The following is a 22136-nucleotide window of genomic DNA, read 5'->3' on the forward strand; positions in this document are numbered from 1 at the left end:
GGTCAGAGGTCGAACGCGCTGATGTGCCAGCGGCCCAGGTTCGCCACGAACGCCGTGGTCCCCCGGAACGCCAGGTTGGTCGGATGGCAGAGCAGGTGGGCGGTGGGGTCGCGGACGACCGTCTCCGGCCGCCCGTCCGGGGTCAGCCGCAGCACCTCGCTGGGCTCGTAGAGGCCGACGTAGAGCAGGCCGTCGGGACCGAACGCGATGCCGTCGGGAACCGTGCCGGGCAGCTCGGCGACCGTCGAGCGGTCGCCCGCGGTGCCGTCCGCCCGGATCTCGACGCGGGTGACGCCGGGCAAGAACGACTCGGCGACGTACAGGGCCGACCCGTCCGGCGCCAGCGCGAGGCCGTTGGCGAACGCCATCGGCCGCTCGTCCCAGACCTCGCCTGCGCCGTCCGGCGCGTAGCGGAACACCGACGGGCCGGGGGCGTCGATCTGCCGGCTGTCGGAGACGTAGATCCGGCCCGCCGCGTCGATCACCGGGTAGTTCGGGTTGACGAAGCGGTGGCCGTCCGCGCCGTCGGCGAACAGCGACACCTCGCCGGTCGCCAGTTCGAGGCGGAACACCCCCGGATACTTGATGTCGCAGATGTACAGGTGGGAGGCGGACGCGTCGAACGCGATGCCGAGCACGAACCCGTGGGTCGTGGCGACCTGCTCGATGCTCTCGCCCGCCGGGTCGACGCGGAAGATCTGGCCCGCCTCCCCGCCGCACCAGACGCTGCCGTCGGGATGGACCGCCACGCACTCGGGATGGTCGAGGCGCGGGCTGCTGAACAGGCCGTCGAAGAAGACGCGGGCGTCGGGCATTCAGACCTCCGGGAGTGCGGCGGGGTTGCGGGCGAGCAGGCCGCCGTCGACGCGGTGCTCGGCCCCGGTGATGAACGAGGAGCGCGGGCCGGCGAGGAACGCCACCACCTCGGCGACCTCCTCCGCCCGCGCGACGCGGCCCAGCGGGTGCGCGCGGCCCCACTCGGCGACCTGGTCCTCCTGGCTCGTGTCACCGCGGAACAGGTCGGCGGCCCAGCGCAGCATCGGGGTGTCGACGGAGCCGGGGCACACGACGTTGGCGCGGATCCCGTCGGCCGCGTGGTCGAGCGCCATCGCCCGGGTGAGCCCGTTGATCGCGGACTTGCTCGCGGTGTAGGCGGCGACCCGGTCCTGCGACGCGAACGCCTGGACCGACGAGACCGTGACGATCGTGCCGCCGCCGCGCCGCCGCAGCTCCGGCACCGCCGCCTTGCAGACCAGGAAGACGCCCTTGAGGTTGACGTCCAGGACCTCGTCCCACAGCTCCTCGGCGGTGTCCTCGACGGTCCCGTACCGCTGGATCCCGGCGCAGGTGACGACGGTGTCGAGCCCGCCGTGCGCGTCGACGGCGCGGCGGACGAGCCGGCGCATCTGCCCGGCGTCGGTGACGTCGGCGACGGCGCCGGTCACGTCCAGGCCGTCGCCGCGCAGCTCGGTCTCGGTGGCGCGGACGCCGTCCTCGTCGATGCCGCAGAAGACGACCGCCGCGCCGTCCCGCGCGAGCCGCCGCACGACCGCCCGGCCGATGCCGAGCGACCCTCCGGTGACCACGGCGACCTTGCCGGCGAACTCCTTCATCGCGCTTCCTCCCCCTCGATCACGGCCGCGCGCAGCCACAGCGGCCTGGTCTCGCGCGGCCGCAGGGCGAGCGCCGACCCGTTCCGGACGGCCTCGGCGAGGCCCTCGGTCGGCCGCCCCGCGAAGGGCTCCAGCCCCACCACGTACGCGCGGCCCCACCAGGGCGCCTCGCGGGTGGCGCCGAGCTCCCGCCACAGCCACAGGTCCGGCAGGACGGCGGCGTCCCAGCGGACCCGCAGGCCGAGGGCCGCGTCCGGGTCGATGATCTCGTAGCGGCCGTCCCGGAACCCGGACAGGTAGTGGATGTCGCTCGGCGCGCCGCGCTCGGGGACGACCGTCAGCCCGGGGTCGGCGGCGACACCGTCCGGCAGCCGGATCCGGTGGCCGGGACGCAGGAACGGGGCGCCGAAGACGATGTGGTGGCCCCACATCGCCTCCAGTTCGACGTCCGACTCGTTGGTCAGCTCCTCGTCGACGCGCAGTTCCGCTTCGCCGGACAGGAGCCGGAACGTCTTCACCACGCGCAGCGGCATGCGCCGCGCCCGCACGGTCAGCCGCACGGCGACCTCGGACGGGTCGTCGGCCGCGATCTCGACGTCCCAGGGCAGCCCGGCGACCTCGCCGTGCTGCGCGAGCGCGGCGCCGCGGTAGGCGCTCGGCTCGCCGCCGTTGGGCAGCACCTCCTGCCAGCCGCCCTCGTAGTGGTCGAGGAACGCCGCCACGTCGTCGCTCGCGCCGCCCGCCACGTCGCGCGGGTTGCGGATCCCGTCCGGGGCGAGCCAGACGAAGTCCATGTCGCGCGGCTTGTAGCAGAACTCGGCGACGTCACCGCCCTTGTCCGCCAGGACGGTGACGCGCAGCAGCTCGTTCTCCAGCACGACGGCGCGCATCCCGAACCAGGTGATCTCGTGCAGGCGCGCGCCCCAGTTGCGGACCGGGCGGTGCCGTCGGTACGCCATCGGTCAGCCGAACTTCAGGTCGACGAAGCGGGGCCGGTAGATGGTGACGTCCTTGTAGTGGTCGGTGTTGACGAAGCTGTTGACGTTGTAGGAGACGACGAGGCTGCCGGGGCGGCTCAGCTCCGGGTGGGCGTGCGCGTTGTAGGTGAAGATGTTCGGGTTGCCGTAGCTGCCGTTCGCGCCCGTCTCGGGGGTCGAGTAGACGGCGGTCTTGCCGGTGAACGGGCCCTGCGGCGAGCAGGAGAAGTACGCGACGATGCTCGTGCTGAACTTCTCGGTGGTGTCCTGGGTGATGAGCATGTAGGCGTTGCCCATGCGGGTGACGCTGTACTCGTTGGCGACGCCGTTCATGATCCGCGCGGAGTCGGCCTCGTTCCGCGACCAGGTGCCGTCGCCGGCGTAGAACTCCCACGGCCGGGTCAGGTCAGCGCCGCGGACGCGGGCCAGGTGCATGTACTTGGTGTCGCCGAGGTCCTCCACGCCGTAGACGTAGATCATGCCGTCCCGCCGCTCCAGCCAGGACGCCCAGGAGATCTTCTGGGACGACGCGATCGGGGTCACGCTGACGGGTGCGGACAGCCGGTCCGGCCGGAACTTCGCGACGACGTTGCGGAGCCAGCGCCAGTCCCAGATGCCGGGCCCGAACCGCTCGTACTCCTGGTAGGTGACCTGGACCTTGCCGCCCGCGGTGATCGCGTCGCCGGCCCAGTACCAGTGCTTGTCGTCGCGGGGCGGCATCACCGCCTTCGGCTGCTCGCGGGTCCCGCCGTGCGCGGTGCTCAGCCGGTCGCCGGACTTGACCACGAACGAGTTGTTGATGAACGGCGTGGTGCCGCCCTCCTCGACGACCGGCGAGCGCGTGCCGTCGGCGCCGACCTTGCCGAGGAAGGTGTCGGAGAACACGAACGCCACCTTCCCGCCGGGCAGGGTGGTGGAGAACGTACCGTCCGCGCCGGTCCAGTCGTCGGTCCGGCGGTTGTCGTTGCCGTACCGGGTGAACAGGGTGTTCAGCCCGGCGTCGGGCGCCGAGCCCCGGAAGGCGGGGGTCGGGGTGCCGCCGCACGCCTGGGCGGCGGTCGCGGCGGCACGGGCGGGGGCGGTGAAGGTCGTCGCGGACAGGGCCAGGGTGAGAACGCCGGCGGCGAGGCCGCGCCAGGGGGATCTTCTGCGCACGGCCAGAAGTCTGGTCATCAGATGACTTGTTGTCTAGATGTATCGTGCTGCCCGTGAACGTTCCCCGGGTCGCCCTCATCGGCGAATGCATGATCGAACTGCGGCATCTGGCCCCGGACCGGCTCGCCCTCGGCTACGCCGGGGACGTCCTCAACACCGCCGCCTACCTCGCGCGCAGCGCCGCCCCCGGCACGCTGGACGTGCAGTTCGTCACGGTCACCGGCGACGACCCGTACAGCGGCGAGATGCGCGCGCTCTGGCGGGCCCACGGCGTCGGCGGCCGGTACGCGCGGGTGCGTCCCGGCGGCCGCGCCGGCCTCTACCTGATCCGCACCGACGAGCACGGCGAGCGGACGTTCCAGCACTACCGGGGCGAGTCGCCCGCCCGCGACCTGTTCGGGCCGGACCAGCCCGCCTCGGTCGACGAGGCGATCACCGGCCACGACCTGGTCTACCTGTCCGGGATCACCCTCTCGATCATGACGGAGACCGCCCGGGCCCGGCTGGCGGAGGTGCTCGCGGAGACCCGGCGGCGCGGCGGCCTCGTCGCCTACGACGGCAACCACCGGCCGAGCGGCTGGCCCTCCCCCGGCGAGGCGGCCGGGGCGGCGGGCGCGGTCCTGGCGCACACCTCCATCGCGCTGCCGTCCCTGGACGACGACCGGCTCGTGCACGGCGACGCGTCCGCGCGGGCCTGCGTCGAGCGGCTCCGCGACGCGGGCGTGCCGGAGATCGTCGTCAAGCTCGGCGCCGAGGGCTGCGTGATCGCCGACCGCGACTCGATGGAGGCCGTTCCCGCCGTCCCGGACGTCCACGTGGTGGACACCACGTCGGCGGGTGACGCATTCAACGGCGCCTATCTGGCCGCCCGCCTGGCCGGCGGGGACCGGCGCGCCGCCGCCGAGGCCGGCGCCCGGCTCGCGGCCGAGGTGATCGGCGCTCCCGGCGCGCTCCTGCCGCCGCTTCCGGGCCGCCGCCCCGGGCCGTGACGGCCCCCGGCGACCCGGCCGGAACACCGCTCGCCGACCAAGTCATTTAGTCAATACTCGGACAACCGGTCGAAACCTGTGCGCGGCGAAGTCTCGCAGTGGGCCCCGCAGGCGGTAGTTTCGGAAGCAGCGGGACCATCCTGCGAGGGAGTGACGTGACCGAGGAAACCGCTGCCATGCCTGCCAGTACACAGTTGTCCGTGCGCGACGTGGTGACAGTGAAGCTGCCCGCCGCGAGCGCCTACCTGTCCGTGCTCAGAACCGCGACCGCGGGTCTGGCGGCCAGGCTGGACTTCACGCTGGACGAGATAGAAGACCTGCGCATCGCGGTCGACGAGGCGTGCGCGATGCTGCTCTCCCAGGCCGTCCCCGGGACGGACCTGTCGTGCGAGTTCGAGCTGACCGGGGAGGCGATGCGCATCTCGGTGTCGGTGATCACCGTGGACGGCGAGGTGCCCAACCGCGACACCTTCGCCTGGACCGTGCTGTCGTCGCTGGCCGGGGAGGTCGACGCGCAGATCGGCTCCGACGACCGGGTGACCGTGACGCTGCAGAAGCGGCGCGGTACGGCGGGGGCCCCGTGACAGAGAAGACGACCATCGCCGGCGCGAGCAACGAGCGGTCCGAGAGCAGCGGCGTACCGGACCGCGCACGGGCCCGCGCGCTGTTCGAGCGCCTCGCGGAGCTGCCCGAGGGCGACCCGGAGCGGCAGCGCATCCGCGACCAGCTCGTCGAGCTGCACCTGCCCCTGGTGGAGTACCTGGCGCGCCGCTTCCGCAACCGCGGCGAATGGCTGGACGACCTGATCCAGGTCGCCACCATCGGGCTGATCAAGTCGATCGACCGGTTCGACCTGGAGCGCGGCGTGGAGTTCTCCACCTACGCCACGCCGACGATCGTCGGGGAGATCAAGCGGCACTTCCGCGACAAGGGCTGGGCGGTGCGGGTGCCGCGCCGGCTCCAGGAGCTGAAGCTGTCGCTGACCAAGGCGATCAGCGACCTCGCGCAGCGCGAGGGCCGGGCGCCGACGGTCAGCGAGCTGGCCGCGCACCTGCAGATGAGCGAGGAGGAGGTGCTGGAGGGCCTGGAGTCGGCGAACGCCTACTCCACGGTGTCCCTCGACGCGCCCGACTCCGGCGACGAGGACGCGCCCGCCGTGGCGGACTCGCTCGGCATGATCGACGAGTCGCTGGAGGGCGTGGAGTACCGCGAGTCGCTGAAGCCGCTGCTGGAGAAGCTGCCCGCGCGGGAGAAGAAGATCCTGCTGCTGCGGTTCTTCGGGAACATGACGCAGTCGCAGATCGCCGCGGAGCTCGGCATCTCGCAGATGCACGTGTCGCGGCTGCTGGCCCGCACGCTCGCGCAGCTGCGCGAGGGCCTCACCGCCGACGAGTGACGCCGAACGCCGAGGGGCCCGGGGACGCATGTTCCCCTGGGCCCCTCGGCGTTCCCGGTGGCGTCCCGGCCGTGTCCGGCCGGGACGCCCGGTCAGTTCTTCGCGGACGTCCCCTTGGCGGGCGCGTCCTTGGCGGGCTGCTCCTTCAGGCGGTCCATGAGCCTCTGGCCGAGGGACCGGCCGTCCTCGGGACGCGGCTCCGCGGCGCGGGACGCGGGCTTCGCGTCGTCCTCCGGAGCGTCCTCGTCGTCCTCGTCGTGGTCGTGGACGAGCCAGGCGGTGCTCGCCGGGCTCAGCACGGCGACCAGCGCGAGCACGGCGACGATCCCCATCGGCACGGCGACGGCGGGCCGCTCGCTCTGCCACAGCGACCAGGCGACGGGCAGCGCGAACAGCTGGGTCAGGACCGTCGGGGCGCGGCTGCCCTGGGCGCCGCGGAGCAGGCCGCGGGCGCAGGCGAGCATGCCGAGGCCGCCGGCGAGGGCGAGGACGGTCACCCCGATCGCGCTCACCGGGTCGACGGCGGCGCCGGCGGCGGTCTCGACGCCGGTGTAGGCGCCGAACGCGACGGCGCCGAGGCCCTCCGCGCCCTCCAGGGCGGCGGCGGCGCGCACGGTGATGGGACGGTCGGTCACAACGAAACCCTACTCGCCCGCCGCAGCGGCCGATGCGTGGGGAAACGCACGGGAAACGCTCGATACGCTGGCGCCGTGCGCGCCATGCTCATCGCCAACCCCAAGGCGACCTCGACCTCCCGGCGGGCCCGCGACATCCTGGTGCGGGCCTTCACCGGCGATCTCGACCTCGAGATCGCCGATACCGCCCACCGCGGGCACGCGACCGAGCTGGCCCGGCGGGCCGCCATCGAGGGCTACGACGCGGTGATCGCGCTCGGCGGCGACGGCACGGTCAACGAGACGGTGAACGGCCTGCTCGCGGACGGCCCGTCGCCGGACCTGCCCGCCCTCGCGGTGCTGCCGTCGGGGAGCGCGAACGTGTTCGCCCGCGCGCTCGGCCTGCCGAACGACCCGGTCGGCGCGACGAAGGCGGTGCTGGAGGCGCTGCGCGCCGGGCGGTACCGGACGGTCGGGCTCGGGGCGGCGTGCCTGCCGGACGGCGTGCAGCGCTATTTCACCTTCAACGCGGGCGTGGGGCTGGACGCGGAGGTCGTCCGGGAGGTGGAGCGGCGGCGCGGGGCGGGCGCGAAGGCCGATCCGTCGCTGTACGTGCGGGCGGCGGTCCGCCATTTCTTCGCGGGCACGGATCGGCGCCATCCGGCGCTCACGCTGGAAGTGCCGGGGCGCCCGCCGAAAGCGGGCCTGTTCCTGGCGTTCGTCTCCAATACCGCGCCGTGGACTTTCGCGGGCCGGCTGCCGGTGAATCCGAGTCCGAAGTCGAACTTCGCGCGCGGGCTGGACGTGTTCGGGATGCGCACGATGGCCGCCGGGCCGATCCTCGGGGCGCTCGCGCAGATGATGCTGGTGCGGACGCGCCCGGTGCAGGGCCGCCACGTGCTGAACGTGCACGACGCGACGGAGGTCACGTTGCGCGCGGACCGTCCGATCGCCTTTCAGCTGGACGGCGACTACCTCGGAGAACAGCGCAGCGTGACGTTCCGGTCGGTGCCGAAGGCGGTCCGCATCCTCATCTGAGACCGCCGTCACGCCCTGCTGAGAGCCAAGTAACACGGCCGACCCACTGGTGTGACACATGCGACACCCATACTTTGAGAATCCTTTCTCAAAGGTCTTGCGTCTGCCCGCGCCCGGCTGACACGCTCAAAGTGCGCCAGCCGACAGGGGCCCCAACGACGTCCGCCTCCTGATCGCAGCGCCGCGGAACAATCACCCCTGGATCGCCGGCCACCGCCGCTCCGGGCGTTCGCGACATGTGAAACCGTTCACAAACGTGGAGTGTCTCACACCACCTGACGAAGGAGTGGACCGCATGGACTGGCGCCACCGCGCTGCCTGCCGTGACGTGGACCCCGAGCTGTTCTTCCCGATCGGCAACACCGGGCCCGCGATCCTGCAGATCGAAGAGGCCAAGCAGGTCTGCCGGCGCTGCGACGTCACCGACGCGTGCCTGCGCTGGGCGCTGGAGTCCGGCCAGGACTCGGGCGTCTGGGGCGGGATGGGCGAGGACGAGCGCCGCGCCCTCAAGCGCCGCGCCAGCCGCGCCCGGGCCCGGGCCAACGCCGGTCTGTAACCCCACTCGCAAACCGCTCGCACCGACGCGCGGCGCCGCCTCCGAACCCCCAGGGCCGGAAGCCCCGGCGCCGCCCGCATCGCACTTCGAAGTGCCCGCTGCCTAGAGACCAGGCATGCGGGCACTCGGTGTCTCCGGGCTCGCGCGGCCGGGCCCGGCAGGCCGGACCTAGCGGGGCCCGTGGGGCCGGTTGGTGTGGTCGAGCGGGACGTCCACGATGACCTCGGTGCCGCCGCCCGGCCGGTCGCGGAAGTCGAGGCTGCCGCCGAGCTCGCCGACGATCAGGGTGCGGACGATCTGCAGCCCGAGGCTGTTGCTGCTCTCCACGTCGAAGTCGGCGGGCAGGCCGACGCCGTCGTCAGCGACGACCGCGACGAGCCGCGGGCCGGTGGCGGCCGGGCGCGCGGCGGAAGGCTCCTTCCGGGCGCGCGGGTCGTGCGCGTCGGAGCCGGGCCACTCGCCCCAGACCGGCACCCCTTCCGGCTCGCGGGGCGGGGTCCCCTCGCCGTAGCGGTGCGCGACGACCTCCAGGGTGCCGAACCGGTTCGTGAGGCCGTGCTCCAGCGCGTTCTGCAGCAGCTCGGTGAGCGCCATCGCCAGCGGCGTCGCGATCTCGGCGGGCAGCACCCCGAAGCTGCCGGTCCGCTTCGGCGCGACCTTGGTCTCCGGCGTCGACACCTCCCCCGCCATCATGATCACCCGGTCCGCGATGTCGTCGAAGTCGATCAGCTCGTCGGGGGTGTGCGACAGAGTCTCGTGCACGATCGCGATCGACCCGACCCGGCGGACCGCCTCGTCCAGCGCCGCCCGCCCCTCCGGCACCCGCAGCCGGCGGGCCTGCAGCCGCAGCAGCGCGGCGACGGTCTGCAGGTTGTTCTTCACCCGGTGGTGGATCTCCCGGATGGTGGCGTCCTTGGTCATCAGCTCCCGGTCGCGCCAGCGCAGCTCGGTGACGTCCCGGCACAGCACGATCGCGCCGATCCGGGTGCCGCCGACGACCAGCGGGATCGTCCGCAGCTGCATGACCGAGCCGTTCGCCTCGACCTCCACCTCGCGCGGGGCGCGGCCGCTGAGCACGACGCTGAGCGCCTCCTCCAGCGGCTCGCCGGTGTCGCACAGGTCCGCGGTGACCTTGCCGAGCGCCTCGCCGGCCAGGTCGGACGGCAGGCCGAGGCGCCGGTAGGCGGACTGGGCGTTCGGGCTGGCGTAGGTGACCGAGCCGCCCCGGTCCAGCCGCATCAGCCCGTCGCCGACGCGCGGCGAGCGGACCATGTTCGGCTCCTCGCCCGGCACCGGGAACCGGCCCTCGGAGATCATCTTGGCGAGGTCGCTGGCGCTCTGCAGGTAGGTCAGCTCCAGCCGGGACGGGGTGCGCGCCGAGCTGAGGTTGGTGCTGCGCTGGATCACCCCGAGGACCTTCGCGCCGCGCCGCACCGGGATCGACTCCTCCCGGACGGGGATGCCGCTGCCCCACTCCGGGTCGCCCTCCCGGACGATCCGCCGCTCCCGCCACGCCACGTCGATCAGCCCGCGGCGGCCCGTCCGGACGACCTTGCCGACCAGGTCCTCGGGGTAGGCGGTGGGACCGGTCGTCGGCCGCATCTGCGCGATCGCGACCCAGCCCTGCACGGCCGCGCCGGTGTCGATCGTGCCGCCGCCGCGCCGCCCGCCGCGGGCGCCCGGGCCCTCGGCGGGGACCACCGCGCCGGACCGCAGCGGCACCCACAGCAGCAGGTCGGCGAACGACAGGTCGGCGAGGAGCTGCCAGTCCGACACCAGCGCGTGCAGCCACTCCACATCGGTCTCGGTGAGGTCGGTGTGGTCGCGGACCAGATCGGTCAAGGTAGGCACACCACAATCATCGCCCATCGGATCTGGTGCCCCGCCGCCGTCCCCGACCCTCGCCACCTGGCAGGATTCGGACATGAGCGACGACCCCCTCGCCAGGTTCCGGGACGCCGCGGACCGGCGCGCCGAGGCGGGCCTGCGGCGGGCGCTCCGCCCCCGCGACGCCGGCCACGGCGGGCTCGCCGACCTCGCCTCCAACGACTACCTCGGCCTGTCCCGCGACCCGCGGCTGGTGGACGGCGCGGTCGCCGCGGCCCGCGCGTGGGGCACCGGCTCGTCGGGGTCCCGGCTGGTCACCGGCACGACCGCGCTGCACGCCGAGCTGGACCGGCGGCTCGCCGCGTTCACCGGCAGCGCCGCCGGGCTGGTGTTCTCCTCCGGCTTCCTGGCCAACCTCGGCGCCGTGACCGCGCTGTCCGGGCCCGGCACGCTGGTGGTGTCGGACCAGCTCAACCACGCCTCGATCGTGGACGCGTGCCGGCTGTCGCGGTCCCGCGTGGTGATCGTCCCGCACCGCGACCCGGCGGCCGTCGAGCAGGCCCTCGCCGAACGTGACGAAGACCACGCGATCGTCGTCACCGACGCGGTGTTCTCCGTGGACGGCGACCTCGCGCCGCTCGCCGGGCTGCACCGCGCGGCGCGGGCGCACGGCGCGCTGCTGGTGATCGACGAGGCGCACGCGCTCGGCGTCGTCGGCGACGGCGGGCGGGGCGCCGCGCACGCCGCCGGCCTGGCCGGCGAACCCGACGTCGTCCTCACCCTCACCCTGTCGAAGTCGCTGGCCTCGCAAGGCGGCGCCGTGCTCGGCGCCCCCGAGGTGGTCCAGGCGCTGCTGGACACCGGCCGCGCGTTCATCTTCGACACCGGTCTGAACCCGCCCGCCGTGGGCGCCGCGCTCGCCGCCCTCGACGTCCTGGAGGCCGACCCCGGGCTGCCCGCCCGCGCGCGTGCCACGGCCCGCGCGATGGCAAACCTCGCGGCCGGTTCCGGACTGGAGACCGCCGATCCGGCCGCCGCCGTCGTCCCGGTGTTCCTCGGCGAACCCGACGACGCGCTGCGCGCCGCCGCGATCTGCGCTGAGCACGGACTGCGCGTCGGCTGCTTCCGGCCCCCGTCCGTCCCGAAGGGCCGGGCCTGCCTGCGGCTCACCGCGCGGGCGACGGTCGACGAGTCCGACCTCACAAGGCTGCGGGCCGCCCTGGCGGAGATCGCGGGCTCTACCGGCCGTAGTCTTCACGCATAACATCGGGGGAAACCGATGATGAACGTGAGGAGATGCCGTGACGGAGGTCAGGGGCGGGCCCCGGCACGGGGACGGCTTCGAGCGCGGATTCGACCGGGCGGCGCTCGGCGACCTGGGCAAGCACCACACCAACCAGGCGCCGCGCATCCCGAAGTACTACAAGCTCAAAGAACTCCTCGTCGAGCTCATCCAGTCGCTGCCGCCCGGCAGCCCGCTGCCCCCTGAGCGGGCGCTGGCGGAGAAGTACGAGACGTCCCGGACCACCGTACGGCAGGCCCTCGCCGAGCTCGTCGTCGAGGGGCGCCTGCAGCGCATCCAGGGCAAGGGCACGTTCGTCGCCAAGCCGAAGGTGTCGCAGGAGCTGCAGCTCGTCTCCTACACCGAGGACATGCGGCACCACGGGCTGCGGCCCGAGACCCGCATCCTGGACGCCGGGTACGTCAGCGCCGACGAGCGCCTCGCCGCGCTGCTGTGCATCCGGCCGGGCGGGCGCGTGCTGCGCGTCCACCGGCTCCGGCTCGCCGACGGGGAGCCGATGTCGGTCGACACCTCGCACCTGCCGGCCCGCCGCTTCCCCGGGCTGCGCCGCGAGCTGCCCCGGCACCGCTCCCTGTACGAGACCCTCGCGACCGCCTACGACGTCCACCTGACGGAGGCGGAGGAGACGATCGAGACGGTGCTGGCGACGCCGCACGACGCGCAGCTGCTCGGCGTCGACGTCGGCCTGCCGATGCTGCTGCTGTCCCGGCACGCGTTCGACACGACGGGCCAGCCCGTCGAATGGGCGCAGTCCCTCTACCGCGGCGACCGGTACAAGTTCATCACCCGGCTGCGCCGCGACACCTGACCCGGCGAAGCCTGCCAGATCCTCTACTGCGCCTCGGGGGCGTGCGCCTCGCGGAAGACCGCAGGGTCGAAGGAGCCGCCGAACGCCGGGGCCAGGCCGCGGTGCGCGGCGACGAGGAACTCGGCCGGGTCGAGCGCCGACGCGCCGGCCGGGAGCGCGCCGGACAGCGGGCGCGCCGCGATGGTCTCCAGGTCCCGGATGTTGCTGCGCATCGCCAGGTCCGGCTCGTCCGGCCAGGACCCGATGACCACCCCCGCGAGCTGCACACCGCGGTGCGCCATCGCCTCCAGCGTCAGCGCGGTGTGGTTGAGCGTGCCGAGGTCCGGTCGGGTCGCCACGACGACCGCGGCGCCGAGCCAGCGCGCCAGGTCGGCGATGGTGGTGCCCTCCTCGTCGTAGCGGACGAGCAGCCCGCCCGCGCCCTCCACGAGCACGAGCCGGCGGGTCGCGGCGAGTTCCTGGACGTGCTTGGCGACGTCCGGCAGCCGGACGGGCGGGACCCCGGCGCGGCGGGCCGCGGCGGCGGGCGACAGCGGGTCGGGGAAGCGCGCGGCCTCGTGCACGTCCTCGACGCCGGCGAGCCGCCGCACCTCGTCGAGGTCGCCGGGCTCGCCGCCGGCCATCCCGGTCTGGCCGGGCTTGACCACGGCGACCGACGCGCCGCGCGCGGCGGCGACGGCGGCCAGCGCCGCGGTGACGACGGTCTTGCCGACGCCCGTACAGGTTCCGGTCACTACGAGCACGCTCACGCCCGGCACACTAGCGCGGGGAGCAGGGCCTGGTCGGTCGCAGATTCCCACAGTCTTCCGGCGCGGAATTTGTATCGGCGCCGGACTCTCATCAGGGGAACCGGCGGGCGCGGCGGCGCGTCCAAGGCCCATGGCCGGTTCGCACACACGTACCAGCGTGGTCGTGGCGCTCGCGTGCGCGGGCACGCTGACGGCATGCGGCGACGCGTCCGGCGTCGCCGAGCCACCGCACTCGCTGAAGCCCGGCGGCTCCACCACGACCCCCGCGAAGGACTCCCCGCGCGGCGAGCACCTCGTCCTGCGGATGCGCAAGTCCGGCGGCATGGCCGGGCTGGGCGGCCCGGGCGGCCTGCCCGACTTCTCGCTCTACTCGACGGGCCGCGCCCTGGTCGCGTCCCAGGGGAAGCTCACCGAGTACCGGTTGAAACCGGCGGCGGTGAACCGCCTGCTGGCCGAGGCGCGCGCCGCGGGCCTCGGCCGCTCGCACACGGTCGGGCCGGGGAAGGTCTCCGACGCGTTCATCCTGGAGTTCACCATGGGCGGCGCGCACAGCAGCATCGCCCAGCCGGGGTCGCGGCCGGACCCCGCGCTGACGTTCCAGAAGCGGCTGGATCCGAGCACCTGGGCGACGTCCGACCTGGCGTCGGGGCCGGCCCCGTTCAAGCCGTCGAAGGTGGCGGTGCTCGCGTCGCAGGGCGCGGTGGCGGACGGCCCGGTCAAGACGTGGCCGCTGGCGCCGCTCGGCAAGGGCGCGCAGGTCGGAGCGGCCGTGTGCACGGTCGCCGCGCCCGCGAAGATCCCGGCGGCCGGCCCGAACACCGCCTGGCGCAGCGGCGGCGCGACCTACACCGTCCGCGTGCGCCCCCTCCTTCCCGACGAGCGCTCCTGCGCCGACCTCCGCTGATCCGCGTTCACCGGCGGCGCGCCGCCGGTCAGCGTCCGGCGGCGAGTTCGGCGGCGACCTCCCGGGTGATCGCCCGCAGGTCGGGGGCGAGCTGGTCGAGGCGGTCGTCGAGGTCGTCGGCGAAGGCCAGCCGCTCCAGCTCGGGCGCGGAGGCGGCCTCCGGCATCCACGCGGAGTGGATGAGGAACGGGACGGTGGTGCCGGGCGGCGGCGCCAGCACGGCGAGCGGCCCGCGCCCGACGTCGGCGGCGTCGAACAGCTCGACGCGGAACCGGTCGTCGTTGTGGACGGCGACGACGAGGTAGCCGTCGTGCCCGCCCGGGTCGGCGCCCGCGTACCGGCTGCCGCCCCGCCCGCGCGGCACGAACGACGGCGACGTCGGGTAGTCGTCCAGCGCGAACGTCCACTCGGCGAGCGGTTTCAGGTCGTCGCGGTCGTGGCTGACCAGGACGGCCGGGGTCTCCTCCGGCGGGAACAGGTCGGCGTCGATGCGGCCGGTGTAGTTGCGCAGCGCCCGCTGGTTGATCGCCTCGGGGTGGAAGCCCAGGTAGACGAGGTGGTGCCGGGTCGGGGCGGTCTGCCCCTCGATGCTCCAGTCGATGGCCGACAGCTCCGCCTGCCACCAGCGCGCCGGGTCGCCGGCCCGGGCACGCTCGCTCACCTTCCCCGTCTCCGGGTCGAACACCAGGACGGTGGTGAGCGCGGGCGTCATGCCGTGGCAGTACATGCCGCGCAGCGCCGGGTCGACGGGGCGGCCGAACGCGTCGAGGTCGTCCTCGCGCAGGTACATGCCGATGTCGACGCCGGGCGTGTGCTCCATGACCACCTGGACGCCGTCGGAGTCGTCGTACTTGGCGTAGAAGTGGTTGACCTCGGGCGCGACCCGGAACTCCTTGCACGCGACGGTGCCGCCGCCGGGGCGCAGGTCGTCCTTGCGGATCAGCAGGACGGGCCCGTCGGGGTTGTTGGCGACGGTGCGCTCCGCGCCGAAGACCTCGTCGGTGTCGATCTTGTAGGCGGTGTCGGCGAGGACGAGCCAGTCGCGGGTCTGGGTGATGGTGTGCGTGGCCTGCGGCAGGACGGCGTCCGCCACCTCCCAGCGCTCGACCCGGGCGCCCTCCCCCGCGTACCGGATCACCGACACCGTGCCGGTCAGCACGTCGCGGCTGACCGTCCACATGCAGCCGCGCTCGGGGTCGATCACCGGGTGCGCGGACGTGGAGACCAGCGGCAGCACGGCTTGGTCGATCGCGGGCTTCCAGTCGTCGCGGTGCCCGACCTCGGCGACGAACCCCAGCGTGACCGGGTCGACCTCGACGGGCCGCCCGGCGTCCCAGGTGGCGAACAGCCGGTCGCCCCACGGCAGCGGCGCGGTGTTGGCCGCGTTCACGAAGCCCCACGGCGAGCTGGTGCCGACCGGCCCGGCGGTGAACAGGTCGGGGCGCCGGCGGCGCAGCCGGACCGACGGGGTGCCGATCACTCGGGCGCGCCAGCGGAACCGGCCGCCGGCGTCCGGCCGGAGCGGCAGCCGCGCGATGATCCCGTCGCCGAAGAACGCGTGCACGGGGTGGGTGCGCTGGTCGGAGGTGCTGACGACGAAGTGACCGCGGACGTCGTCCGGCCACGCGCCGGCGACGACCTCCAGCTCCAGGTCGCCGACGTCCTGCGTGCCGAGGATCGAGCGGGGGACCGGCATGGCGCCTCCTGGGGTCCGGCGGGCTGCCGCCCGTTGCCTCCCGCCAATCAACACGCCTCGGGCGCTAGTCGTCAAGCTGCTAACGACTAGCGGACCGCGCGCGGGCGGGCCGCCGGTCGCCCGCCTGTCCCGGGGCGGATAGCCTGATATGTCGCGGCCCCGGCCGCGTCGATCCCGCACCACCGGCTCCCCCGCCTGGAGAAGCACCCGATGCAGCCCGTCACCGTCCGCGACGCGCGCCCCCACGAGTACGACCTGATCGGCGACCTGACCGTCGAGGTGTACGTGCACGGCGGGCTCGTCTCGCCCGAGTCGACCTACGTCGGCAAGCTCCGCGACGCCGCCGACCGGGCCGCCAAGTCGCAGCTGCTCGTCGCCGAGGTCGCCGGCGAGATCGCGGGCGCCGTCGCCTACTGCCCGCCCGGCAGCCCGTACGCCGAGCTGGCGGCCCCGGACGAGGCCGAGTTCCGCATGCTCGCCGTCCTGCCGAAGGCCCGGCGGTCCGGCGCCGGGCGCGCCCTGGTCGGCGAGTGCGTGGCGCGCGCCCGCGCCGCGGGCCTGACCGGGCTGCGGCTGTCCACGCAGGCGAACATGGAGGCCGCGCACCGCATGTACGAGCGGCTCGGCTTCGTCCGCACCCCGGACCGCGACTGGTCCCCCGTGCCCGGCCTGCGCCTGCTCACCTACTCGCTGACGTTCTAGCCGTTCAAACGGCGGGGGACGCCCAGAGCCGGGGCCCGGACCGGGCGTCCAGGCGGCGCAGGAACGACAGGATCCCCGCGGTGCCGGTGCCCCAGGTGAACGCCTGGGTGTCGAGGTCGTTGCCGGGAAAGACCGGCCGTGCGGGCTCGCCCCCGCTGCGCACGAGCATCAGCTCGACGATCTCCTCGGCGCCCTTCCAGTACGCGTCGTCGCCCGTGACCAGGGCGACGTCGATGAGCGCCTCCCCCATGCCCGCCAGTCCGCAGCACTGGGACGACACCCACGCGCGCGGCGCGATCGCCAGGCAGGCGCGGGCGCCCCGTTCGGCGAGGTCGAGGTAGTGCGCGTCGTCGTAGGCGCGGGCCGCGCGCAGCAGCGCGCCGACGACGCCGGACATGCCCTGGCACCACGAGGCGCCCATCGGGCGCGCGGCCGGGCCGTCCAGCTCGCCGATCAGCGCTGCCGTCCGGTCGGCGAGGGCGGTGAACGCCTCGCGGGCCGCGGCGCCTGCGGCGGCGTCGCCGGTGGCGCGGTGGTAGGCCAGCAGGAAGTCGGCGACGCCCGCGTCACCGTGCGCGAACGCGGTGTCGACGGCGACGCCCGAACCCGGCTGCTCGACCGACACCGCCGCGTCCGGCGCGGCGACGTCGCCCGCCAGCAGCCGCCTCGCGCACTCGGCCGCCATCTCCGCGTTGGCCGGATCGGGGGCGAGGGCGTCGAGGAGGAGGTGGCCGGTGCCGATGCCGGCGACGCCGTGCGCCTGGTCCGCGCGCTCGCCGCCGGACATCCGGACGGGCCGCGGCATCGCGACCCCGGCGGCGGCCAGGAAAACCGCCGTCCCGGTGAGGCCGAAGTAGAGCGAGGCGGGCAGGTTCGCGTCCGGCAGGTTCTCCGCCGTCCAGCGGGCGAGGTCGGTGCCCGCGGCCTTGCCCTCGGGATGCCGGAGGAGCTCCGCCCCGACGCCCGCCGAACCGGCGTAGACGTTCGTCACCGGCGGGCTCGTCCGGTGGTCCGGCGGCTCGTCCATCAGCCTTTCGGCGAACCGGACACACTCGCGCACCGTGTGCGTGAGGACGGACGACAGCAGGTCGCCGGTCAGGCGCGGGACGGGCACCGGGGCCGCGGCCTTCGCGGTCGCGTGCCGCCCGGCGCGGATCTCGGCGGCGGCGCCCGCCCGGACGCCGGGGTCGAGGCTGAGCAGCCGCGGCACGAGCGCGACGGTGCCGCCCCCCGGCGACGTCCGCGCCAGGCACTGCAGCGTCCGCTCGACGCCGCGCTCCGGGTCGGGGTCGATGATGACGGGGTTCATGCCGGTGGCGGCGAAGAACAGCGTCGCGCCGAGCGAGAACAGGTCGTCGGACGGCTCCGACGGGCGGCCGGTGCGCTGGTCGGGCACGCTGAAGCCGCGGCTCCAGCCCGGCATCTGCAGGTCGCCGTGGCGGCTGGTGCCGAAGTCGATGAGCGTGCAGCCGCCGTCCTCGCCGAGCACCACGTTCTTCGGCGACAGGTCGCGGACGACCACGCCGCGCGCGTGCACCGCGTCGAGGACCGCGAGCAGCCGGGACGCCAGGTCCGCGAGCTCGGGGCCGGTGAGCGCGCCGTGCTCGGCCACGTGCCGGTTGAGGTCGGTGGCGCCGGCGTCGCTCATCACGAGGAACTCGTCCTCGCCGTGCCGGAAGTGGTCGAGCGCCTCCGGGACGCCGCCGACCCCGGCGAGGACGGTCAGGATGCGCAGCTCGTTGCGCAGGTACATCCGCAGGTCATAGCCCTCGGGGTGCTCCCCGACGTAGGCGCGGCCCTCCTTGACGACGACGGGCCGCCCGGCGGGGTCCTCGGCCCGGTAGACGTTGCCGCGCGGGCCGCGCATCACGCCGGTGGTCACCCGGTAGCGGCCGCCGATCGTCCGGACGCGCGGCGCCTGCGCGCTCGCGGTCGAGGGCGTGGAGGGCGCGGCGCCGCCTTCCGGGGCGGGCGGGCGGAACGGGTCGGCCGCCCACGGCGGGCAGCTGAACTCGACGCCCGCCGCGCCGGGCTCCGCCGTGCCGTCCGGGCCGACGACGACGAGCTCGAAGTCGCCGTTGTCGTCCACCTTGTACTGCGGAACGAACGGGGCGTAGCGGTAGTGGACGGGGGCGTCGGGGCGGACGCGGCGGTCGCTGACCACGCGCGGCCCGGCCATGCCGGCGAGGGCGCCCGCGAGCGCGTGCCCCAGCCGGACGACCTCGTCCTGCGGCGGGTAGACGGTGACGGCCTTGCCGACGGAGGCCGCGTCGAGGTCGCCGGAGTTGAGCTCGCGCAGCATCTCGGCGGAGCGCGCCGCCTTGAAGTCGCACGGGGTGGCCAGCAGCAGCGGCAGGATGCGTTCGAGCGTCTCCGCGAACGTGCCGGGCCGCGCGGAGACATGCAGTTTCCAACCCTGCCGGGGCATGTCGAAGCCGGGATCGCGCACGCTGATCCAGGTGTCGTCCGACCGGATTTCCCGGCCGCGCTCACGGACGATCGCAGAAATGAGCCCGAATATCGATGACTCCATTGTCGCCCTTCGGTCGCGGCCCGTATCCGGCAATGGCGAACGCGCAGGAAGAGGCCACCGGTGGGAGCCAATGGCCTTTCCCGCGTGCGTTCGGAGAGGGTCAGACGATGGACGGGCAGCACGGGTAGCTGCTGCACACCGTGCGCTTGCAGGTGTTCACGCAGGCCTGCGGGCCGTGCAGCAGTTCCAGCAGTTCCATCTCGAAGTCCACGTCGAGGTCTTCCGGGTCGATGACGCCGGCGTCGCGGGGCTCCAGGGCCAGCACGGACATGGGGGCTCCTTCCTTGGCCGCCGTTCGGGCGGCCGCTCGGGATCTGAGCCCGGAGAGCCGGCATCGGGTGCCGCCGGGCTCTCCAGAGCAAACGGACGCATTATGAGCAGATGATCAGCGGGCTGTCCAGACACTCATTCGTCACCGGTACGGCAGCGCGAACGCGGCGCTGGAACGAGGCATTTACAGCCGCCAATCGATGATCTAGGTTGGCTCTGTGTTCCGACGCTCCCCGGCCCTCGCCGACGACAGGTCGGGGCTCGAAATCACCTATTGGGAAAGCCGCGACGAGGAACTGCTGAAAGCCGGCCTTCCGGCGATGCTGCGGCGGTTTCCGATGCTGGTCACGGCGGCGGTCCGGCTGGCCTGGCGGGCGAGCCGGGCGGACACGGCGGTCGCGCTCGGCGGCAACCTCGCGGCCGGGGTCTTCACCGCGTTCGGGCTGCTGGCCACCTCCGACGTGCTGGCGTCGCTGTTCGCGGCCGGGCCGACGCCCGGCCGGGTCCGCGCCGCGCTGCCCGCGCTGGCGCTGGTGGGCGCGGCGGCGGCGCTGCGCGGCGCGCTGCTGGCCGCCGCCGGCTGGGCGCAGGCCCGGCTGAAGCCGCAGGTCGAGCGGCAGGCGGAGACGCGGCTGTTCGAGCTGACCACCCGGGTGGAGCTGACCGCGTTCGACGACCACGAGTTCCACAACGCGATGCGGCGGGCCCGCGACAACGGCGTGCCCGACACCGCCACCGTCGTCGAGATGACGGTCAGCGCGCTGACCGGCGCGGTCGGGCTGGCGGCGCCCGCCGTCGCGCTCGGCCTGCTGCACCCGGCGCTGATGCCGCTGCTGCTGGTCACGGCCGTGCCCGCGGGCTGGGCCGCGCTGCGCACCGCGCGGCTGCGGTACGCGGCGTTCTACCGGCTGTCGGCGGCGCGGCGGCGCAAGTTCATGCTGTCGGACCTGATGGCCGAGCGGCAGCCCGCCGCCGAGGTCCGCGCGTTCACCCTGCGCGGGTTCCTGCTCGGCGAGTACGACCGGGTCGCGGAGCTCGAGCAGCGCGTCCAGCTGGACGTCGCGCGCCGGCAGACCGGCGCCAAGGCGGCCGGCGACCTGCTCACCGGCGCCGCGACCGTGGCCGTCTACGCCGCGCTCGGCGGGCTGCTCGCCGGCGGCGTGATCCCGCTGTCGGTCGCGGGCGCGGCCGTGCTGGCGATCAGGGCCGGGCAGTCGTCGCTGGCGGCGTGCGTGCTGAGCCTGAACAAGCTGTACGAGGCGGGCCTGTACTTCGGCGACTACCTGAACTTCCGCGCGCTCGCCGCGGAACGGCTCCCGCCGCCGGACGGCGCCGCCCCGCCCGCCGGGGACTTCGGCCGCGTCACCGCCGAAGGGGTGACGTTCCGGTACCCGGGCGCCGCCGCGCCGGCGCTCACCGACGTCAGCGTCACGGTGCGGCGCGGCGAGGTGATCGCCCTGGTCGGCGAGAACGGCTCGGGCAAGACCACCCTGGCCAAGCTGCTCGCCGGGCTGTACCGGCCCGACTCCGGGACGATCCGCTGGGACGACGCCGACCTCGCCGGCCTGGACGGCGACGCGCTCCGCCGCCGCGTCGCGGTGATCGCCCAGGACCACACGCGCTGGCCGCTCACCGTCCGGGAGAACATCGTGATGGGCCGCCCCCTCGACGAGGACCGGCTCGCCGGCGCCGCCGCCGCGGCGGGCGCGGACCGGGTGGTCGACGAGCTGCCGGGCGGGTACGACGCGCTGCTGGACCGGCGCTTCCGCGGCGGCCACGACCTGTCGGGAGGGCAGTGGCAGCGGGTCGCCGCCGCGCGCGGCTTCTACCGGGACGCCGCGCTGGTCATCTTCGACGAGCCGACCTCCGCGCTCGACGCCCGCGCCGAGCACGCCCTGTTCGAGCGGATCCGGCGGCACGCGGACGGCCGCACGGTGGTGCTGATCACCCACCGGCTGGCCAGCGTCCGCTTCGCCGACCGCATCTACGTGCTGGACCACGGCCGCGTCGCCGAGAGCGGCGCGCACGCCGACCTGCTCGCCGCGGACGGGCTGTACGCCGAGCTGTACCGGCTGCAGGCGTCGGCGTTCCAGCCGGACCCGCAGGAGGTCGCGTGACCGTCCTGGCGTCGGCGTGGCCGGCGCTGATCGCGGTGCTGCTCGTCGCGGCCGGCGGCAAGGTCCGCGACGTGCGCGGGTTCGCGGCGGCGATCGGCGCCTACCGGGTGCTGCCCGCCCGGCTGACCGGCGCCGCGGCGGTGGCGGTGCTGTCCGCGGAGGCGGCGGCGGCCGTGCTGCTGGCCGTGCCCGCCACCCGGCGGTGGGGGGCGCTGGCCGCGGCGGCGCTGTTCGCGGCGTTCCTCGGCGCGATGGCCTCGGTGCTGCGGCGCGGCATGGTGATCGACTGCGGCTGCTTCGGGTCGGCGCGCCGTCCCGCGCCGGTCGGCGCCGCGTCGATGACGCGGACGGCGCTGCTCCTGCTGCTGGCCGCCATGGCGGCGGTCGCCGGGCCCGCGGCGTACTCGCCGGTGCGGGCGGTGCTCGCGGTGGTCCTCCTCGGCGCGGTCGCGGCGGTGCCCCGGCCGCGTCCCGGGGTCGCCGAGCCGGAGGCGCCGCCGCCGGCGGGCCCGCGGCCCGGGACGCAGTTCGCGCTGAACTCCGCGATCGGGGCCCCGACGGTGTTCGCGCTGGTCTCGCCGGCGTGCGGCCTCTGCCGGACCATGCTGCCGGTGTTCGCCGAGGCCGCGTCCGGACGGCGGGTGGTGCTGGTGAGCGCGGCGGGCGAGGACGCCGTCCGGCGGCACCTGGACGAGCATGGCGCCGCCGGCCTGCCGCTGGTGACCGACCCCGACGTGTACGACGCCAACGGCATCCCGTGGCCGCCGTACGTCGTCGTCACCGACGCCGCCGGGACCGTGCTGGCGGCGGGCGGCGCGGACACGGCCCCGCGGTTCCGCGCGCTCCTGCAGCGGGCGGAGTCGGCCGGAGCAAATCCCGCCCGCTGAGC

Annotated in this window: 21 protein-coding genes; 11 read left to right on the forward strand and 10 right to left on the reverse strand. The window is 74.5% G+C overall.

Translation table 11 applies throughout. The features are described 5' to 3' along the window. Positions 1 to 2: 2 nt before the first annotated feature. The 4 genes from J4709_RS15665 to J4709_RS15680 are packed head-to-tail and all read right to left on the reverse strand — an operon-like array spanning position 3 to position 3763. A complete protein-coding gene (locus tag J4709_RS15665) occupies positions 3 to 815 on the reverse strand; it encodes an SMP-30/gluconolactonase/LRE family protein (RefSeq protein WP_208241283.1) in 813 nt (270 codons plus the stop codon). Continuing rightward, positions 816 to 1613, reverse strand: a complete 798-nt coding sequence (locus J4709_RS15670) for an SDR family NAD(P)-dependent oxidoreductase (protein ID WP_208241286.1) — start codon at positions 1611 to 1613, stop codon at positions 816 to 818. Continuing rightward, positions 1610 to 2572, reverse strand: a complete 963-nt coding sequence (locus J4709_RS15675; RefSeq protein WP_208241288.1) for a DUF4432 family protein — start codon at positions 2570 to 2572, stop codon at positions 1610 to 1612. The genes J4709_RS15670 and J4709_RS15675 overlap by 4 nt, the downstream gene beginning before the upstream one ends. A gap of 3 nt (positions 2573 to 2575) precedes the next feature. Then, on the reverse strand, positions 2576 to 3763 hold the full coding sequence (locus tag J4709_RS15680; RefSeq protein WP_208241290.1) for a DUF5005 domain-containing protein: 1188 nt from the start codon (positions 3761 to 3763) through the stop codon (positions 2576 to 2578). A 35-nt stretch (positions 3764 to 3798) separates the two neighbouring features. On the opposite strand from J4709_RS15680, the gene J4709_RS15685 reads away from it, so the two are divergent. From J4709_RS15685 to J4709_RS15695, 3 genes are all read left to right on the forward strand, one after another. Beyond that, entirely contained in the window at positions 3799 to 4734 is a 936-nt protein-coding gene (locus J4709_RS15685) for a sugar kinase (RefSeq protein WP_208241292.1), read from the forward strand. 155 nt (positions 4735 to 4889) lie between these two features. Beyond that, a complete protein-coding gene (locus tag J4709_RS15690; RefSeq protein ID WP_173099280.1) occupies positions 4890 to 5318 on the forward strand; it encodes an ATP-binding protein in 429 nt (142 codons plus the stop codon). Beyond that, a complete protein-coding gene (locus J4709_RS15695; protein WP_173099279.1) occupies positions 5315 to 6130 on the forward strand; it encodes an RNA polymerase sigma factor SigF in 816 nt (271 codons plus the stop codon). Before J4709_RS15690 ends, J4709_RS15695 begins: the two co-directional genes overlap by 4 nt. 92 nt (positions 6131 to 6222) lie before the next feature. On the opposite strand, the gene J4709_RS15700 is transcribed toward J4709_RS15695, so the two are convergent. After that, on the reverse strand, positions 6223 to 6765 hold the full coding sequence (locus J4709_RS15700; protein ID WP_208241294.1) for a hypothetical protein: 543 nt from the start codon (positions 6763 to 6765) through the stop codon (positions 6223 to 6225). A gap of 75 nt (positions 6766 to 6840) precedes the next feature. Between J4709_RS15700 and J4709_RS15705 the strand changes: the two genes are divergently transcribed. Together J4709_RS15705 and J4709_RS15710 are read left to right on the forward strand one after the other, a co-directional pair. Beyond that, the gene (locus J4709_RS15705; RefSeq protein WP_208241296.1) at positions 6841 to 7782 is read left to right on the forward strand and encodes a diacylglycerol/lipid kinase family protein; all 942 of its coding nucleotides are present in this window, start codon (positions 6841 to 6843) and stop codon (positions 7780 to 7782) included. Between the two features lie 295 nt (positions 7783 to 8077). Then, entirely contained in the window at positions 8078 to 8338 is a 261-nt protein-coding gene (locus J4709_RS15710) for a WhiB family transcriptional regulator (RefSeq protein WP_151541468.1), read from the forward strand. Between the two features lie 168 nt (positions 8339 to 8506). Here the strand turns inward: J4709_RS15710 and J4709_RS15715 are convergent, their stop codons facing one another. Continuing rightward, entirely contained in the window at positions 8507 to 10189 is a 1683-nt protein-coding gene (locus tag J4709_RS15715) for a GAF domain-containing sensor histidine kinase (protein WP_208241298.1), read from the reverse strand. A gap of 73 nt (positions 10190 to 10262) precedes the next feature. Between J4709_RS15715 and J4709_RS15720 the strand changes: the two genes are divergently transcribed. Both J4709_RS15720 and J4709_RS15725 read left to right on the forward strand, forming a co-directional pair. After that, on the forward strand, positions 10263 to 11429 hold the full coding sequence (locus tag J4709_RS15720; RefSeq protein WP_208241300.1) for an 8-amino-7-oxononanoate synthase: 1167 nt from the start codon (positions 10263 to 10265) through the stop codon (positions 11427 to 11429). 37 nt (positions 11430 to 11466) lie between these two features. Then, entirely contained in the window at positions 11467 to 12276 is an 810-nt protein-coding gene (locus tag J4709_RS15725) for a GntR family transcriptional regulator (protein WP_372442086.1), read from the forward strand. 23 nt (positions 12277 to 12299) lie between these two features. Here J4709_RS15725 and bioD read toward each other — a convergent pair whose 3' ends face one another. Further along, positions 12300 to 13025, reverse strand: coding sequence for a dethiobiotin synthase (gene bioD, locus J4709_RS15730; RefSeq protein ID WP_208241303.1), 726 nt, complete (start codon positions 13023 to 13025; stop codon positions 12300 to 12302). 157 nt (positions 13026 to 13182) lie between these two features. Between bioD and J4709_RS15735 the strand changes: the two genes are divergently transcribed. After that, a complete protein-coding gene (locus J4709_RS15735) occupies positions 13183 to 13929 on the forward strand; it encodes a hypothetical protein (protein WP_208241305.1) in 747 nt (248 codons plus the stop codon). A 28-nt stretch (positions 13930 to 13957) separates the two neighbouring features. Here J4709_RS15735 and J4709_RS15740 read toward each other — a convergent pair whose 3' ends face one another. Further along, a complete protein-coding gene (locus J4709_RS15740) occupies positions 13958 to 15625 on the reverse strand; it encodes a carotenoid oxygenase family protein (RefSeq protein ID WP_208241307.1) in 1668 nt (555 codons plus the stop codon). A gap of 210 nt (positions 15626 to 15835) precedes the next feature. Here J4709_RS15740 and J4709_RS15745 point away from each other — a divergent pair, with 210 nt between their 5' ends. Beyond that, positions 15836 to 16327, forward strand: coding sequence for a GNAT family N-acetyltransferase (locus tag J4709_RS15745; RefSeq protein WP_208241310.1), 492 nt, complete (start codon positions 15836 to 15838; stop codon positions 16325 to 16327). A 4-nt stretch (positions 16328 to 16331) separates the two neighbouring features. Here the strand turns inward: J4709_RS15745 and lanL are convergent, their stop codons facing one another. Both lanL and J4709_RS15755 read right to left on the reverse strand, forming a co-directional pair. After that, complete coding sequence (lanL, locus tag J4709_RS15750; RefSeq protein WP_208241312.1) at positions 16332 to 18860, reverse strand: class IV lanthionine synthetase LanL; 2529 nt, start codon at positions 18858 to 18860, stop codon at positions 16332 to 16334. Positions 18861 to 18960: 100 nt separating this feature from the next. Beyond that, positions 18961 to 19131 (reverse strand): hypothetical protein, encoded by a 171-nt coding sequence (locus J4709_RS15755; protein ID WP_173099271.1) that lies wholly within the window; start codon positions 19129 to 19131, stop codon positions 18961 to 18963. Between the two features lie 217 nt (positions 19132 to 19348). Between J4709_RS15755 and J4709_RS15760 the strand changes: the two genes are divergently transcribed. Together J4709_RS15760 and J4709_RS15765 are read left to right on the forward strand one after the other, a co-directional pair. Then, positions 19349 to 21247: an ABC transporter ATP-binding protein gene (locus J4709_RS15760; protein WP_307801269.1), complete on the forward strand. Its 1899-nt coding sequence runs from the start codon at positions 19349 to 19351 to the stop codon at positions 21245 to 21247. Beyond that, positions 21244 to 22134 (forward strand): MauE/DoxX family redox-associated membrane protein, encoded by an 891-nt coding sequence (locus J4709_RS15765; protein ID WP_208241314.1) that lies wholly within the window; start codon positions 21244 to 21246, stop codon positions 22132 to 22134. The genes J4709_RS15760 and J4709_RS15765 overlap by 4 nt, the downstream gene beginning before the upstream one ends. Positions 22135 to 22136: the final 2 nt, after the last annotated feature.

It is taken from the genome of Actinomadura violacea, from assembly GCF_017573465.1.
Classification (GTDB): domain Bacteria; phylum Actinomycetota; class Actinomycetes; order Streptosporangiales; family Streptosporangiaceae; genus Spirillospora; species Spirillospora violacea.